The organism is Alterirhizorhabdus solaris (assembly GCF_007785815.1).
Lineage (GTDB): Bacteria > Pseudomonadota > Alphaproteobacteria > Sphingomonadales > Sphingomonadaceae > Alterirhizorhabdus > Alterirhizorhabdus solaris.
The window spans coordinates 14,788-32,156 of record NZ_VNIM01000045.1 but is presented as its reverse complement, the minus strand read 5'-3'; the positions used below and the strand labels follow the sequence as shown (position 1 = coordinate 32,156).

Genomic DNA, 17,369 nt, shown 5'->3' with positions numbered 1-17,369 from the left:
CCGCCAGCGTGGCGAGGTGTTCGGGCGCCCAGGCATCGTCCGCATCGAGGAAGGCGATCCACGGTGCCGCAGCCTCGCGCATGCCCAAGTTCCGCGCCGCATAACCGCCCGGTCCCGGCTCCGACCGCCTGAGCAGGCGCACGCCGGGAAAGGCGGCGACGATGCCGGGGCCGTCGTCGGTCGAGGCGTCGTCGATCACGATGATCTCGGCCGGCGCCAGCGTTTGCGCGGCGATCGAGCGGAGCGCGCGCTCGATGTGCCGGCCCTTGTCGTGCAGCGGCACGACCACGGCGAAGGCAGGCGTGGAGGGTGCGGTCATCGAGCGTTGTCCCGGCCTGTCACGCGGTGATCGCGCGCTGGGGTTGATTGGTATCCTGCATGACACGGCGCGGCGCCGCCCGCGAGGTTCTATAGAAATGCACCGTGACCCCGCACAGCACCCCGTAGAAGATCATTCCCTCGATCAGGTAGGTTGGCATCGTCGCCATGTTCAGCAGGAAGAAGCTGACGTGGCCGAAGATCAGTTCCGCTTTCGGCCCGCCCTTCGCCAGCAGTGCCAGAGCGAACATCCAGATCCACAGGAACAGGGTGGCGAACAATCCCAGAAGGCCAAGCTCGAACAGCACGCCCACCAGCGTGTTGTGCGCGTAGACGACGAAATAGGTCCACGACGTACCCGGCCCCTTGCCGAACATCTTTTGGACGGGCGAGCCATCGTACCAGCCATACAGATAGCCGCTCCAGATGGCGGCGCGGCCAGACATTAGATGGCGTTCCTCCGTCGTGAAGGTGTGCGGCGGCTTGATGATGTCGGTGCCTTGGGAAAGCGCGACCCCGATATCAGCGAAGCGCTCCTGCTCCTTTACCGCGCCGGCGATGCCCGCCACCGTCACCGCCATCGCGATCAGCCCCGCGACCAGCGCCCGCTGCGTCGGTACGAAGCGGCGCGTGATGCCGAGGACGAGGGCCGCCCCCAATACCGGCAGGACGGCGACGATCGCGGTGCGGTAGTTCGCTGCCATGATCGCGACCAGCCCGTAGGCGATCAGCGCCAGCTTCGCCCTGCCCCCCAGGCCGCGAATGAGACACCCCGCCAGCAGGGCGGCGACCAGCACCAGAGAGAAGGCAGCCTGGTGATTGACCCCGCCGATGAAGCTGGCGGCATTGTCGTCTTCGCCAGGCTTGGAGATATTGAGGACGATGGAAATCAACTGCATGCCGAACGGCAGGGCGAACGCCCCTAGTAGCAGCTTGAGAAAACGGTCCGCGCCCTCGTCGGTGATGGCGTCGTCGACCGCGAGGATCAGGATCATCAGGTAGAGGAACTTGGTCATTTCCTTGAACATGTCCGGCAACAGGCCGGTAGTCGCCGCGCTAGTGAACAGCGCGAGAGCATAGACGTAGAAGGGGATGAGGGCGGGATCGAGCGCGCGCCGCCGCCGCACCACCAGCAACCCGACGCCGAAGACGATCAGCGATGCGAGCGCGTTGTAGCTCAGCCCGAGCGGCGAGGACTTGAAGCTGAACTCGTGCAACGCGCCGAGCGCACAGCGCAGCCACACCGCGACCAGCACGAAGCGCCCCGCCGAGCTGCTGGTGCGGCGCAGCAGATAATAGAGCACGACGGCGGCCGCCAGCAGCGCCGGCAACTCTGCATAGATCGGCAGTGAACGGCCTTCGCCGCCGAGTTCATCCATGATCGGCTACCTCACTTTTGCCCGCAACGCCGCGCAAGCTCTGCCTGAGTCGAATTACGGCTATGGTCTACACCGTTTCCATTACCATCGGGTTCGGTGCCGGCTCGCGGTGCGGGCGGGCAGCAGCCCCACCAGATAAAACATGCCGCGTGTCTAAAGCATCGATACCGCCCGCGCGAGCGGCACCGGGGCGCCGTTCGGGGCCGACGGGGTCAGCCGGTCGGACGTGACGCTGAAAGCCAAGATCGTTATCGGGACGCCGCCGAGCGACCGGGGAAAAACGAACGGATATGCTCCACCGCCTTGCGCGGAACCTGTCCGGGGTCCAGGCAGCCGGACATTTCAGTGGGGTCTCGTCAGCGCTTCTCGTCACGTTCGCCATCCATGCCCCTGCCGAGCCGCTACGGCCCAAGATGCTGCACCGCACCGCATGAGGATGTCGGCACATTACCGTCTTTCCCCTGCGTAACGCTATCGCAGCATATCTAGCCGCTAAGGCGCGGGGGCGCCAGTTCCGCATGGGCGGCTTGCCTTACCGCATTTGCGAAAGGGCTTGGTCGCTCACGCGATCCTGCCTATCGGTGCCGGCACGGTATCGGACCCCGCCGACACCGCCGGACTCAAGGCGAAACCCGCATGACGCTCTCCTCCTGGCCCGAAGATCGGCGCGGAACGCCCGCACGTACCAGCCCGGCGGCGATGACGGCGGGAGCGCCGCGGTGAACGCGGCGGGGCATACGCTGCGCTATCGTTCCGATATCGACGGGCTGCGCGCGGTCGCCGTACTGCCGGTCATCCTCTATCACTTCGGGTCCGGGCTGGCACCGGGCGGCTATGTCGGCGTCGACGTGTTCTTTGTCATCTCCGGCTTTCTCATCACCAACGTTATCCGCAAGGAAATCGAGGCGGGCGAATTCTCGCTCCTGCGCTTCTACGAGCGGCGGGCGAGGCGCATACTTCCGGCGCTGTTCGCCACCTGTGCCGCGACGCTTGCCGCCGCGCTGTGGCTGTTCATGCCGGACGAAGTGACCGATCTCGGCCTGAGCCTGATCGGTGTGGCGACGTTCGCCTCCAACTTCCTGTTCTGGCACCAAACCGATTATTTCGCCGGCGCGGTCGAGCTGAAGCCGCTGATCCACACATGGTCGCTTGCGGTGGAAGAGCAATATTACATCGTCTTCCCGCTCATCCTGATGGGCGTCGCGCGCTGGGGCCGCCGGCGCTACCTGCTGCCCACCCTGCTGCTGGCGATCACCTCTTTCGCGCTGTCGGTGGCGATGATGGACTGGGATGCGAGCGGAAACTATTATCTGCTGCTCACCCGCGCGTGGGAGCTGCTGATCGGCTCGCTGCTGGCCTATGGCGCGCCGTTCGAGGTCAGCCGCCGCGCCTATGCGGAGCTGGTGGCGGCAGCGGGCCTGGCGTTGCTGGTGGCGAGCGTGCTGCTGCTGAACCATGAAAGCCCCTTTCCCGGCTACAATGCGCTGTGGCCGACGCTCGGAGCGGCTGCGATCATCGCAGCCGACACGCGGACGCCCACGCTCGTCGGCCGGCTGCTTGGCACGAAACCGTTCGTCGCGGTCGGGCTGATCTCCTATTCGCTCTACCTCGTGCACTGGCCGGTGATCGTTCTTGCCCGCTACGTCCTGTTCCGTCCGCCATCGGTGCCGGAGCAAGTGCTGCTGCTCGTCGCGATGTTCGTGGTCGCATTTCTGGTGTGGCGCTTCGTCGAGCGGCCGTTCCGCAATCGCCACCTCTTCTCGCAGCGGCAGATCCTGATCGGCGCGGTGATCGGGTTGGCGGCTACCGCGGCGGCGGGGGGCGTGTTGGTGGCCGGAAAGGGCTTTCCCGCGCGCTTTCCGGGTGTTGAGGCATTCATGGTCCGCAACGAGGACGAGCCGGCCGGCCCCACTTGTTTCCTGCGGGAAAGCTGGCGTGACTGGGCCGGCGACACCTGCTTCCTGACCCGTAACGGCGGGCCGCGCATTCTGTTCTGGGGGGATAGCCACGCCAACCATTATCGCCGCGCCATCCGCGATCTCACGCCGGTGCCGAAGGCCACGATCCTGTTCTACGGATCGGCCGGCTGCCAGCCGATCCTGAACTACACCTTCCCCAAACGACCAAACTGCGCTGCGAACAACGCCCATGCGCTGGAACTGATCCGCCATTACCGCATCGATACGGTGGTGCTGTCGGCCTATTGGTATCCTTTGCGTGTCGCGGGGCTGGGGCCGCGCGACGTGGCCGATACGGCCGCACGGCTCAGGCGGCTTGGCGTGCGGGTACGGATCGTCGGCGATAACCCCGATTTCCCCGTCGCCAATCCGCAGTTCGTGGCATACCGGCTGTCCCAGCGGGCCGATCCGGGTGCGCCCTTCTACATGCCGGTCCGCAACGACTGGACGATGAACCCGAAGCTCGAGCGGATCGTCGGCCCCGAAAACTTCTTCGATCCGATGATCCGGCTTTGCCGAGGGCACGAGTGCCTGATCTACGACGACGGGCACCCGCTAATGAACGACACAGCCCATCTCTCGCGCTACGGCAGCGCACGAGTCATCGGTGACATGGCCCGCTTTCTGGAGCGGTAGACACTGACACAGGCGCTTGCGCCCCCGGCCGGTGGCGACGAGAGGCGGCGTTCGCGCTGTTGTGTCGATGCGTTGCTTGTCCGTTTCGCCGCCGCCGCGCATGGTTCGAGGCTCCGGCGTAAAAGCGGCGCTTTCCCGCAGGATTGGCGCATATCCGCCATGCCCGTATGCTTCCGCACGCTGCCTGTCGGGTCTTGCCTCAATCCTCCGCTTGATCGCAAACGGGGGCGGCAGCCGGTGTGGCAGGCCGCAGCGCACGGCCGCGTATCCGCCATGAAGGCATCCGGCTGGCATCGAAGCGGGATGACCCCTTCGACGCCGGCCGGATGGCGCTTGCGGCAGCGATACCGTGAAGATGGCGGGTGACATCGCGCTGACATCACCGGCCGCCCCGCCGTTTGGCCACCTGCAAGCGGGATGGTGGACATCCGGTCGCAGGCGGTTGCGGGCTCAGCCGAAGATGTAATCGTTGCTGCCCGCGGCGGTATTAAGGTTGTAGACGCCCATCAGCTGGATCGTGACGGAGCCGGCATGCGCGCCATCGCCGGTGATCGTGTAGAAGTCGCTGCTGCCGACCTGCGCGATCCGGGCGCCGCTGGCGTAGGTGCCGAAATCGGTGAGCCGCAGCTGATCCCCTACCGCCGCGCCGGCGCCGGTGAAGTCCGCCACTTTGTCGCCCGCCACCGTCTCGCCGCGGCGGAAGAGGAAGGTGTCGTTGCCGCTGCCGCCGCGCAGTTCGTCCGCCCCGGCTCCGCCGTCGAGGACGTTCGCGCCGCCGTTGCCGACGATGAGGTTGGCAAGCGCGTTGCCCGTGCCGTTCAGTCCCTTCTCGATCAGCCGTAGCGTCTCGACGTTGGCCGCCAGCATGTAGTTCTGAGCTGTGCTCAGCACCTGATCGTCGCCGCCATTTGCCGCCTCGATCACGACATCCTCCACGCGGCTGACGACGTAGGTGTCGTTTCCGCCAAGACCGATCATCGTGTCCTGCCCGTCGCCGCCATCGATCGTGTCGTTGCCCGATCCGCCGATGATGACGTTGTTGGCCGAGGTGCCGGTGCCGGTGAAGTTGCCGGTGCCGGTGAAGGTCAGGTTCTCCACATTCGCCTTCAGCGTGTAGCTGGCGAGCACGGTCTCGATCGTGTCGTTGCCATTCGTGCTGCCCGAGCCTTCGACCACCACGTCGCCGTTGCTGTCGACCACATAGGTATCGTTGCCCTTGCCGCCCGTCATCACGTCGTCGCCCGCGCCGCCGTCCAGCCGGTTGGCGGCGGCGTTGCCGGTAAGGCTGTTGTCCAGCGCGTTGCCGGTCGCGTTGATCGCTGCCGAGCCGGTCAGGACGATATTCTCGACATTGGCGCCCAGCGTGTAGGCCGACGCCGTCGAACGGACCGTATCGATACCGCCGCCGAGCGCCTCCGTCACGGTGTCCAGCGCCGAGTCGACCACATAGATGTCGTCGCCGCCGAAGCCGATCAGCGTATCGTTGCCAAGACCGCCGTCCAGCGTGTCATTGCCCGCGCCGCCCCTGATGACGTTGGCCATGCTGTTGCCGGTGCCGGTGAAGTCGCCGCTGCCGGTGTAGGTCAGGTTCTCGATGTTGAGGCCCAGCGTGTAAGCCGAAGCGCTCGTTTCCACCGTGTCGACACCGGCGTTTGCAGCCTCGACGATCACGTCGCCGGTAGCGTCCACCACATAGGTGTCGTTGCCCGCGCCGCCTTCCAGCCGGTCGTTGCCTGCGCCGCCGTCGAGACGGTCGTTGCCGCTGCCGCCCTTGATGACGTTGTTAGCGGCGTTGCCGGTGCCGGTGAAGTTGCCGGTGCCGGTGAAGGTCAGGTTCTCCAGCCCGGCCGCCAGCGTGGTGGTGTTGAAGACGGTGTTCACCGTGTCCACGCCGCCGGTATCGACGATCACGTCGCCCGCATCGTCGACGAAATAGGTGTCGTTGCCCAGCCCGCCTTCCATGCGGTCAGCGCCGCCCTTGCCGTCCAGCACGTCGTTGCCGCTGCCGCCGGTAATGGTGTTGGCCAGGGCATTGCCGTTGCCGGTGAAGGCGCCGGTGCCGATATAGGCAAGGTTCTCCATATTGGCGGCGAGCGTGTAGGCGGCGAGCGTGGTCTGGACGGCGTCCGTGCCCTCGCCGGCGTTCTCCGTCACCGTGTCGCCGGTCGCATCGACGACATAGGTGTCGTCGCCGGTGCCGCCGATCATGGCGTCGTTGCCCTTGCCGCCGCTCAGCGTGTCGTTGCCGCCCTCGCCGCGCAGCGTGTTGTTAGCGCCGTTGCCGGTGAGGACGTTGTTCTCGCCGTTGCCGATGCCGGTCGCGGCCTTGCTGCCGGTCAGCGTCAGGTTCTCGACATTGGCCGACAGCGTATAGATGGTGGCCGCCGAAAGGACGAGATCGGTGCCTTCGCCGGCCAGTTCCTGCACCACGTCGGTCGGCGCCCCCACGACATAGGTATCGTTGCCGATGCCGCCGATCAGCGTGTCGTTGCCGTCGCCGCCGTCGAGATAGTCGTCGCCGCCTTCCCCGCGCAGCGTGTTGGCCGCGGTGTTGCCGGTGATACGGTTGTCAAGGCCGTTGCCCGTGCCGGCCGCAGCCCCGCTGGCCAGCGTGAGATTCTCCACGTTGGCGGACAGCGTGTAGCTGACGCTGGCGGTGACGCTGTCGGTTCCGGCGTTCGCAGCTTCGGTCACCACGTCGCCGCTGTTGTCGACGATGTAGGTGTCGTCTCCGCCGAGGCCGATCAGCGTATCCGCGCCGGCCTTGCCATCCAGCCGGTCGTTGCCCGCGCCGCCGGTGATGGTGTTTGCCAGCGCGTTGCCGGTGCCGGTGAAGGCGGCGGTGTCGGCGGCCACCAGATTTTCGACGTTGGCACCCAGCGTATAGCTGGCGAGCGTAGTGCGAACCGTATCACTGCCTTCGCCCGCCTGTTCGGACACCACGTCGCCGGCCGAGTTGACCACATAGGTGTCGTCATCGCGCCCGCCGACGAGCGTGTCGTCGCCCAAGCCGCCGTCGAGCGTGTCGTTGCCGTTGTTGCCGGATAGAACGTTGTTCGCCGCATTGCCGGTGATGACGTTCGCCAGCCCGTTGCCGGTGCCGGTGATCGCCGCGCCGGTGAGGGTGAGGTTCTCGACGTTGGCGCCCAGCGTATAGCTGACCGAGGATTCGACGGAGTCGGTGCCTTCGCCGGCGTTCTCGATCACCGCATCGGAGCTGGCGTCGACCACGTAGGTGTCGTCGCCGAGGCCCCCGGTCATCGTGTCGATGCCGCCCTTGCCGTCGATCCGGTCGTCGCCGCCGCCGCCGGTGAGCGCGTTGGCGCCCGCGTTGCCAATCAGCGTGTCGGCGAAGCCGGAGCCGGTGACGTTCTCGACGTTGACGATCGTGTCGCCCGCCGCATCGCCGCCGGTGTTGACGCCCGATGTCAGGTCGACCTGAACCGCGCCGGCCGAGTACTGATAGTTCACCGTATCGTCGTTGGCGCCACCGTCGATCGTATCGGCACCCAGGCCGCTGAAGATCACGTCGTCACCGGCGCCGCCCTTAAGCGTGTCGGCGCCGCTGCCGCCGTAAACGTGATCGTTACCCCCGCGACCGTCGAAGCTGAGCGGGGCGTCGCCGGCGAGCAGGTCGCCGTTGAACGTCTCGTTCTCGTTGGTGCCGAGGATGCTGGTGGAGAGCGGGGTCGGGTAGATCTGGATCGGGCGTTCCGCCGTATTGTTGGTCAGCACGTTGCCGAACACGTAGGTCGTCAGGTCGACCGTCTGCGGGCCGAACGGGAAGAGGTTCAGCACCCCGCTGTACAATCCGTCGAACGTGTTGGCGGTGATGGTAACGCCGCTCGTCTCGCTGTTTACGCCGCTGCCGAGGCCGGTGGCCCCGTCGCCTTCGCCCTGGAACAGGTTGTCGTGGATCGACCCGGTCGACCCGCCGCCCGACACATACACGCCGATATCGTAGCCGGCGAACTTGCTGCGGCCGATGTCCAGCCCGGTCACCTCCTGTGTGGTGATCGCCGAGTCGCCCGTTCCCTGGAACAGGCTGTTGGTGACGACGGTGTTCGAGCCCGCCACCGCCAGAGCGCTGCCGAAGGCGTAGCCCTCCGGCGTGCCCTGCCCGGAGAAGCGTACACCATCGAGCGTGACGCCGTTGGTCGAGACGAAGATCTGCCCGGTCAGGTTCGATTCCGCCCCGCGTGTAGCGCTGTCGCCCGTCTTGCCGGTGTTCGCGCCCAGTATCGTAACGTCCTTGTCGATAGTGACATCGCCGGCGTAATCGCCCGCCTCCAGCCGGATCGTGTCACCGTTCTGCGACGCGTTCACCGCCGCCTGCAGCGAGGCGAAGCTGCCGACCAGCCGGCCGTTTCCGTCGGTCACCTGCACCGGGTCGGCGGCCGAGAAGCTGGCGTTGTCGAAGGTCAGGGTCTCGATGCCGGAGAGGCTGTCGGTGCCGTCCGCTCCGCTGACGGAGGAGACGCCGCTGTAGCGCCCCTGCGCATCGACGGTGCCGGTGAAGGCGTAATTGCGCGAGGAGCCGGAGAACACAGCGGTGTCGTTGCCGTCGCCGCCGATCAGCGTGTCGTTGCCCGCGCCGCCGCGCAGCGTATCGTTAGCCGCGCCGCCGTCCAGCGTGTCGCCGGCCTTGCCGCCAGTCAGCGTATCGTTGCCGCCAAGCCCGTTCAGCACCAGTACGCCGTCCGAATTGCCGCTGGCGGCGATGATATCGTCCGCCGCCGTACCGTTGAAGGTCAGCGTGGCGCCGTTCGCCTCGTTGGCGACTGCGCCGAAGCCCGGACCGGACTGCGCGCCGTTGATCGTCACGCCGGTGACGGTCACGTCGGGATCGAGGTTCTCCTTGCCCGGCTCGCCCACCGCGATCCCGGTGGAGAGGATGCCCGAGATGCTGCCGTCATGGATGTCGACCGCGCCGGTGAAGCTGGCCGGATTGCTGTTGTAGCTGCCCGGATCGTCGCGCACGGCGATGAAGATCGCGCCGCCGTTCTTGTGCGACTGCCCCGCGCCGTTCGACGCGCCGACATTGGTGAAGGTGAAGTGGTCGATCTCGACGTTCTGGTAGGTGCCGTATTTCAGGTTCAGGTTGATGCCGTTGCCCGCGGTGCCGTTGGTGCCCGGGCCTTCGATCCCGTTGGCGGCGCCGTACTGGCCCACGTTGGTCATCGTGATGTCGGTGATGCGGGCATCGCTCAACGTTTCGGAATAGATGCCCTTGCGCGCGAGATCGATGAAATCGGTGCCGTCGATCTTCACCCCCGAAAGGTTGCCGCCGCCCGGCGATTTGAAGATCAGCAGGCCGACATAGCCGTCCACGATCGAGCCGTCGTTGATCGTCAGCCCGGTGACGGCGGCGCCGCCTTCCTTGCGGATGCTGTTGAGGTTCGACAGATAGTCGACATCGTTCAGCGTCAGCCGGTCGCTGCCGTTGCCGAGCACGGTGGCGTCGTAGAAGCCCTTCACGTCGAGGCCGTTGATGGTGACGTTGTCGGCGTTGACGGTGATGCCGGTGCCGCTGCTGTTGCCGATGCCGGGCTTTGCCGGGTTCGTCAGATGCTCGAACAGCGCGCCTTCGGCGATGTCGTAGGTGGACAGCAGGTTGCCCGTCAGCGTCGCGCCCGAGCCGTTGATGGTGATGCCGTCCACGTTGATGACGAGGTTCTCGGCATAGGTGCCGGGCTTCAATACGATCGTGGTGTTGGGCGATGCGCGGTCGAGCGCCATCTGGATCGTCGCATAGCTGGCGACCAGCTTGCCGTCCGAATTGAACATCTGCACCGGGTCGGCCAGATCGATGTTGCTGCCGTTGATGAAGTTCAGCTTCTCGACGCCGGACAGCGTATCGGTGCCGTCCAGACCCGTGATGCCGGTGAACGAGGTGTAGAAACCGTTCGCATCGCGCGTGCCGCTGATCGTGTAGAAACGCGCCGTTTCGGTGAAGATGGCGGTGTCGATGCCGCTGCCCCCGGTCAGCGTGTCGTTGCCTCCGGCGCCGTACAGTTCGTCGTTGCCCTCGCCGCCGTCCAGCATGTCGTTGCCCGCGTCGCCGAACAGGCGGTCGTTGCCCGCGCCGCCATCGAGCATGTCGTTGCCGCCGCGCCCATAGAGGATGTCGTTGCCGCCGCGCCCTTCCAGCACGTCGGCGTCCGTGGCGAAGATCGCGACGTTATTGCCGTCGAGCAGGTCCGCGCCCTCGGTGCCCTTCAGCGTATCCGCGCCCCCGCCGCCCAGCACGGTGAAGAAGTCGTTGCCGTTGGCCGGGGTCACCGTCGCGCTGGCCAGCTCGGCGTCGAACACGGTGCTGTCGGTGATGTTGCGGACGTTCAGGTCGTCGCCGACGCTGCTATAGTTGTTGTCGCTGAAGGTGACGTTGTCGGCCGTGATGCCGACCGCCACGGCGGTGCCGGCGGTCTTGAAGGTGTTGCCGGAGATCGTCGCGTCGGAGCCGCCCGCCATGTCGAGATTCAAGCCGGTGCGAGTATATTCGAACATGTTGTTCGAAACCGTCAGGTCGATGCCGCCGCCGTTGAACCAGATGCCCTGACCCCACGAACCGCTGCCGTAGGCTCCCTGGGCGGCGCCGGTGACGTAGTTGCCGGTGATCGTCACCGAACCGTCCGTCGCTGGCGAGAAGAAGATCGCGCGATCGAGCACGCCGTTGGCCGCGCCGTTCGTCGGCGACCAGAAGATGCTGTTCGCCACCACATGGCCGCCGCCGTTCGCGATGCCCAGCGTCGCGCCCGCATCGTTGCCGCCCACGTTGCTGCCGTTGTTGACGAAGCGCAGGCCGTCGAGCGTCACCTTGCCCGTGGCGGTGATGTCGCTGTCGCCCACGATGCTAGTTTCGCCCGTGCCGGCGGACGCGCTGCGCGCCGCATCGGTGCCTACCGTGCCGGCGAAGGCGCCCTTCACCGTCACGGCCTTCGAGAAATTGACGTTCTCGGTATAGGTGCCGGACGCGACGACGATGGTGTCGCCGTCGTCTGCGGCGTCGATCGCCGCCTGGATGGTGGCGTAGCCGCCGTTGCCGACGAGGAGCGTGCGCCCGGCCGCGCCGTCGTCGACGATCTCGATGCCGGAGAGGGTGTCGGTGCCGCCCGCGTCGGTCACGCTCCAGCCGGTCGCGGTCTGCGTGATCGTCGCGGCGTCGGCGTAGCGCGCGGTATCGAGGCCCGCGCCGCCGATCAGGGTGTCGTTACCGGTGCCGCCGGCCAGGCTGTCGTCGCCGTCGCCGCCGTTTAGGATGTCGTCGCCGCCCGCCCCGTCGAAAACCGAGTCGATTCCCGACGGGGCCGAGGCGTAATCGGTGATGCGATCGTCGAACCGGCTGCCGGTGATCGTCTGGCCGCCGGCATCGCCGTCGCCGTAGGCATACACGCTGACCGCGCGGTTGGGACCGGCGAAGTCGTTGTCGGCCACGAAGTTCGTGACGGCATCCGTGGTGGCGTAGGAACCGTAGCCGATATGCGCGCCGGTGCTGTCGGGGCTGGAGAAGATGTTGCCCGAGATGCTGGTGCCCGCCGCCCAGCCATCCCCGACGAGGCCGTTGCCGTTGCCGATGAAGCTGTTGCCGCTGATCGTGAACTGCGTCGACGGGTTCAAATAGCCGCCGCCGCCAAGGCCGGTGACGAGGCTGTCGCTGAGGATCAGGCCGGTCACGCCGCCACCGGAGGGGGTGAGGATACCGTAACCGTCGGGATTGTCGTTCAGGATCAGGTTGGTCAGCACGGCGTCGTCGGCGTTGACATAGACCTGGATCGAATTCGTCTCGCCTGCGAGTGCGCCACCTTCGGACAGGGTAAGGCCGTCGATCTTCACGCCGGCGGCGTCGATGGTGATGAGGCCCTTGATGACCGCCTCGTTCACGCCGCGATCCGCACCCGTGCCGGCTTCGCCCCCGTGCGTGCCGATCAGGGTGATCCGCCGGTCGACCGTCACGTTCTCGTCATAGGTGCCGGCGCCGAGCACGACGGTTCCGCCGTCCGCAGCGGCGTTCACCGCCTCCTGGATGGTGGCGTAACCCGATCCCACGACGCTCCTATCGGAAGCGAGGACGGTGATCGAATTGCCATGCATGCTGACCATGATGTTCTCTCCGGACATAAAGGTTTGTTGCGGCAGTCCGCCGCCTGCGGGTCCGAAAGATTCGGATCGTTCGCGGGCGTGAGCGGGGTCGCCGGGATGCTGGAATTGCGGTGCGTCAGGCGTTGATGGAAACGGGGCCTCAGCCGGGAACCGGGGGCGAACCTGATCGTTTTCGTCGGAACCGCGTAAGGGTGGTAATCCGATTGGCAGGAATCCGTCCACTGCCGACAGCTGTCGAGCAACGGCGATGGAGGCAACAGCTTCGCCCGAGCGTCATCGTCCCCCCGCCCCTTATTCTTGTCCATATGCGGGATAGGCCCCATGCGAGGGCTTGCCCTCAAACGGAAATCCCGGAAATCGATGCCGCAGCTTCCGGCCACTATGTGCCGTCACCGTACATGGATTACATGTTTTTAATGATCGAGGGAAGTCGCCTGGTCAAGAAGCGGCAAGGTGCCGATCCCGGCATTTTTCCGCTGGCAGTCGTATCCGACTGGGACATGACGGGTCTGATCTTGCCTTGTCTTTCTCTTGACTTCGGCAAAGCTGCAATGACCGGCGCCGATCATCGGGCGTGCGGAGCGATGGCAATGCGGTCAGGTCCGAAGCCGCTCCGCATGCGCCGGCACGCCGATCGCACGGTGGCCATCGGGAATGTCTTTGAGCACGACTGCATTGGCGCCCACCGTCGCCCGGTCACCGATGCGGATCGCGCCGATCAGCTTGGCGCCGGCGAATACCATCACGTCGTCGCCAAGCCGGGGATAGGCCGTGCTGAATCCTTCGCCCTGTCGCGCCGCGCCGAGCGTGACCTGATGGTAGAGCGTGCAGCGCGCACCGATGCGGGCGCCGCTGCCGATCACGATGCCGTTGGGGTGCGGCAGGCGAAGGCCCGGACCGATCACCGCCGCCGGCTGGACGAAACATCCGAAATCGAGTCGTAACCGGCGTGCGGCGCGGCCCGCCGCGCGGTGGTTGCCTTTCGCATGAGCCGCCTGCGCCATGCGGATCAGGATGAGCGCTCCCCAGTTGCCCCGGTGCCAGTGAAGAAGCCATAGGATGCGCAACCGGAAAAGACGGTCTTGCCTCATCCCGAGATCGGCGGCCAGATGGCTCCAGATATCCTGTTGCATTGCGACATCTATTAGGTCCGGAATGGATTATGCAACGGGAAACTGGCGACGGACGCGATGTGTGAACACGTGTTTAAGGATGACGCGAAACGCGGGCGAGAAGGATGCCGGTGCTAGTGGGTCATCGAAGGAGCCGCCTCATGCAATTCGATGCCATCGCCTCGTCCATGTCCACCCCCTCTCCGCACCAGGCCGGCACGCAGGCCCTGCGAAGTTTCTACGTCAAGGCGCCGGCCCCGGCGGTTCGTCACCCCCATCGCCCGATCGTGACAATGCTGCTGGCGATCGCCGTAAGTGCGCCGCTGCTGGGGATGGTGGCCTTTACCGGATATTGAGATGGGCCATGCGATGCCCCGCGCTTGCGGATGCTGCGGTGCGGCGGTACAGGCTTGATGATGAAGGATCGTGTGGCAGCTTCCCGTCGAGTGCTGATCGCGAACTACCGCTATTTCATATCCAGCGGGCCTGAGCGCTATCTCTTCAACATCAAGTCGATGCTGGAGGGGCGGGGCCATACCGTCATGCCCTTCTCGGTCCGTTACGGCCAGAACGAGCCGAGCGAATATGCGCGGTATTTCGTCTCTCCGCTCGCGGGGGAGGACGAGGTATTCTTCGACCAGCATCGCAAGACGCCCGCCACTGTGGCGAAGACGTTGTCGCGCCTGTTCTACTCGCGCGAGGTGGAGCAGGCCGTCACGCGCATGGCGGAAGAGACGCGGCCCGATGTCGCCTATGTGCTTTACTATCTGCGCAAGATGTCGCCGTCGCTGCTCGTCGGGCTGAAGAAACAGGGACTGCCGATCGTCGCGCGCATCTCCGACTACGGCATGTTCTGCGGCGAGCATCACATGCTGCGCGACGGGCGGCCCTGTACGCTCTGCCTCGACGAGGGGTTGCAGAACGAGGTGCGCCATGCCTGCGTGAAGGGCAGCAGGGCGATATCGGCGCTGGATGTCGCCGCCACCACCTTCCACCGCGCAAAGGGCTATTTCGACCTCATAGACCGTTTCGTCACCACCAACCCCTTCATGTCGGAAATGATGATCCGCGGCGGTATCGATCCGGCGCGCATCGTCTGCATCCCCACCTTCACCGATATGGCGCGCTTCCACCCGGATGCCGACGGGCCGGCCAGCCCGCCATACATGCTCTACGTCGGCCGGCTGGACGAGCCGAAGGGGGTGCATGTGCTGATCGAGGCGATGGCGATGCTGCGCGACCGTTTCGGCGGCGACCTGCCCGAGCTGCGCATCGCCGGCGAGGGCCATACCCGCACCTATGTCGACGGGCTGCACGCGCAGGCGGCCCGGCTTGGCCTGGAGGGCAGGGTGCGCTTCCTCGGCGGCGTGGCGGGGGACGATATCCCGCTGCTGTTTCGCGGCGCGCTGTTCTCGCTCATGCCGGCACTGTGGTACGAGAATTTGCCCAATTCAGTGGTGGAAAGCCTGTCGAGCGGGTGCCCGGTCGTCGCCTCCGACATCGGCAGCCTCGCCGTCACCATCACGGACGGGGTCGACGGGTTGCATCACCGGCCCGGCGACGCCGCCCATCTCGCCGCCCAGGCCGCACGGCTGATCGCCGATCCCGCCCTGCGTCGCCGCCTGGCGGCGGGTGCGCGCGAAACGGCGGAGCGCAATCATTCACCCGATCGTCATGTCTCTCTGCTGGAAGGCGTGTTCGACGAAGTCATCGGCGAAGCGGGGGCACCGGCGGCGAAGCGCGCCGCCATCGGCTGACCCCGCCGCCGGCCTGTTGGAAGCGAAGGAACATCGATGCGGATTATATTGACGGGAGCCAACGGCTTCGTTGGAATCGAGGCCGTCCGCCAGCTCTCGGGCGTGCATGAAGTGCTGGCGATCGATGCGCTGCGCTATTGCCCGTGGCGGTTCGAGGAGGACGCCGCGGCTGGCCTCCGCCGCCTGCATCTGGACCTGCGCGACCGCGAGGCGACCGCGAAGGCCGTCGCCGATTTCGCGCCCGACGCGATCATCCACCTCGCCGCGATCCATTTCATCCCCGAGTGCGAGGCCAAGCCCGGCGAGGCCGTGGCGATCAACGTCGAGGCGACGATCAATCTCCTCGCCGCCTGCCCGGCCAACTGCCGCTTCGTCTTCGCCTCCACCGCCGCCGTCTATGCGCCGAGCGACGTGGCGCATGTGGAGGACGGCACGATCGGGCCGATGGACGTGTACGGCTACACCAAGCTGCACGGCGAGGATCTGGTGCGCTATTACTCGCAGAAGAGCGGGTTCGAGGCGGTGGTCGTCCGGCTGTTCAACGTCGTCGGCCCGGGCGAGACCAACCCGCACATCCTGCCCGAGATCATCAAGCAGCTGCGCGACGGCGCACGCACGTTGCGGCTGGGCAACACCGCGCCCAAGCGCGACTATATCTATGTGGGCGATGCCGCCGCCGGCTTCATCGCCGCGGGCACCCGGCCGTTGCCGGAAGGCCAGCGGATCGTCACCGCCAACCTCGGCACCCACAGCGAATATTCGGTGGACGAGATGGTCGCCAAGATCGGCGCGGTGATCGGCGAGACGGTAACGATCGAGACCGACCCCGCAAAGGTCCGCAAGAGCGACCGGCCGCATCTGCTGGCCGACAACAGCCGCTTCAAGGCGACGTTCGGCTGGGCGCCGAAGCATGACGTCGACGCCTCGATCCGCGAGACGTGGCACGATCCGCGCATGCTGGACGCGCTGCTGTGACCGTGTCCGGCAAGGGGCTCAGCGTCGCGCAGGTCGGCAGCCGGGGCATCCCCGGCCACCGCGGCGGCGTGGAGCGGGTGGTGGAGGCGGTGGCGCCCCGGCTGGCCGCCACGGGCTATGACGTCACCGTTTATTGCGCGGCGGGCGAGGGCGCGAAACCGGCGGAATGGCGCGGCGTGAAGCTGGTCTACGGCAAGGGCGTGCAGACGAAGTATTTCGATACGATCAGCCGCTCGTTCGGCGCCACCTTGCGCGAGGCGTTCGGCAGGCACGACATCGTCCATTACCACAGCAGCGGCTCCGCCCCGCTCGCCATCCTGCCGCGCCTGTTCGGCAAGAAGGTGGTCGTGACGGTTCACGGCATGGACTGGCAGCGGCGCAAGTGGAACGTCTTCGGCCGCATGTTCCTTCAACTGGGCGAGTGGGCGGCGATCAAGTTTCCGCACGACACGGTGGTGGTCGGCCCCGACCTGAAGACGTGGCTGGACGACAAGTACGGCACGGACGTCACCTATATCCCCAACGGTGTGGAGGAGCGGACGCAGCGCGCGCCGACGCGGCTGCCCGAGAAGGGGCTTGAGGCGCGGAAATACGTGCTGTTCCTCGCCCGCCTCGTTCCCGAAAAGCAGGTCCACACGCTGATCGAGGCGTGGATGGGGCTGGCGGACAGGCACGGCATGAAACTGGCCATCGCCGGCCCGGCCTGGCATTCGGTGGACTATGCCGAAGGGCTGAAGAAGCAGGCGGCGGGCGACCCCAGCGTGACCTTCCTCGGCGAGGTCGACGAGGAGTTGCTGGAGCAGCTCTACGGCAATTGCTACGCCTATGTGCTGCCGAGCGAGGTTGAGGGCATGTCGCTCTCGCTGCTCGACGGAATGGCGTTCGGCGCATGCGTGATCTGTTCGGACATCGCGCCCAATCTTGCCGTGGTGGGCGATGCCGGCCTGTCCTTCAAGGTGCTCGACGCCGCCGACCTGCGTGCGCGCCTGGCCGAGATCATGGCCGATCCTGCGCGGGCGGATCGCCTGCGCGTGGCGGCGCGCAAGCGGATCAGCGAGGAGTTCACCTGGGACAAGGTGGCCGAGCGTTGGGACGCGCTCTACCGCAAGGTCGCCGGGCGGCGTTGACCCGGCG

The 17,369-nt window shown here is 66.3% G+C and carries 9 protein-coding genes; 5 read left to right on the top strand and 4 right to left on the bottom strand.

The features are described 5' to 3' along the window. The coding region (locus tag FOY91_RS12035; protein WP_145152007.1) for a glycosyltransferase family 2 protein at positions 1 to 319 on the bottom strand (319 nt) is incomplete at its 3' end. A 19-nt stretch (positions 320 to 338) separates the two neighbouring features. Continuing rightward, positions 339 to 1,697 carry an O-antigen ligase family protein gene (locus tag FOY91_RS12030; RefSeq protein WP_145152004.1) on the bottom strand — a complete coding sequence of 453 codons (1,359 nt, stop codon included), beginning with the start codon at positions 1,695 to 1,697 and terminating at the stop codon, positions 339 to 341. Positions 1,698 to 2,416: 719 nt separating this feature from the next. On the opposite strand from FOY91_RS12030, the gene FOY91_RS12025 reads away from it, so the two are divergent. Then, positions 2,417 to 4,291, top strand: a complete 1,875-nt coding sequence (locus FOY91_RS12025) for an acyltransferase family protein (protein ID WP_162527218.1) — start codon at positions 2,417 to 2,419, stop codon at positions 4,289 to 4,291. A 450-nt stretch (positions 4,292 to 4,741) separates the two neighbouring features. Here the strand turns inward: FOY91_RS12025 and FOY91_RS22015 are convergent, their stop codons facing one another. Continuing rightward, entirely contained in the window at positions 4,742 to 12,391 is a 7,650-nt protein-coding gene (locus FOY91_RS22015) for a calcium-binding protein (RefSeq protein WP_238995648.1), read from the bottom strand. A 596-nt stretch (positions 12,392 to 12,987) separates the two neighbouring features. Beyond that, a complete protein-coding gene (locus FOY91_RS22840) occupies positions 12,988 to 13,134 on the bottom strand; it encodes a hypothetical protein (RefSeq protein WP_420822883.1) in 147 nt (48 codons plus the stop codon). Positions 13,135 to 13,664: 530 nt separating this feature from the next. Between FOY91_RS22840 and FOY91_RS11970 the strand changes: the two genes are divergently transcribed. The 4 genes from FOY91_RS11970 to FOY91_RS11955 all read left to right on the top strand — a co-directional run bounded on the left by FOY91_RS11970 (position 13,665) and on the right by FOY91_RS11955 (position 17,362). Further along, positions 13,665 to 13,859 (top strand): hypothetical protein, encoded by a 195-nt coding sequence (locus FOY91_RS11970; protein WP_145151995.1) that lies wholly within the window; start codon positions 13,665 to 13,667, stop codon positions 13,857 to 13,859. A 72-nt stretch (positions 13,860 to 13,931) separates the two neighbouring features. Next, positions 13,932 to 15,260: a glycosyltransferase family 4 protein gene (locus FOY91_RS11965; protein ID WP_162527217.1), complete on the top strand. Its 1,329-nt coding sequence runs from the start codon at positions 13,932 to 13,934 to the stop codon at positions 15,258 to 15,260. A gap of 36 nt (positions 15,261 to 15,296) precedes the next feature. Continuing rightward, entirely contained in the window at positions 15,297 to 16,235 is a 939-nt protein-coding gene (locus FOY91_RS11960) for an NAD-dependent epimerase/dehydratase family protein (RefSeq protein ID WP_145151989.1), read from the top strand. Beyond that, on the top strand, positions 16,232 to 17,362 hold the full coding sequence (locus FOY91_RS11955) for a glycosyltransferase family 4 protein (protein ID WP_162527216.1): 1,131 nt from the start codon (positions 16,232 to 16,234) through the stop codon (positions 17,360 to 17,362). The genes FOY91_RS11960 and FOY91_RS11955 overlap by 4 nt, the downstream gene beginning before the upstream one ends. The last annotated feature ends 7 nt before the right edge of the window (positions 17,363 to 17,369 follow it).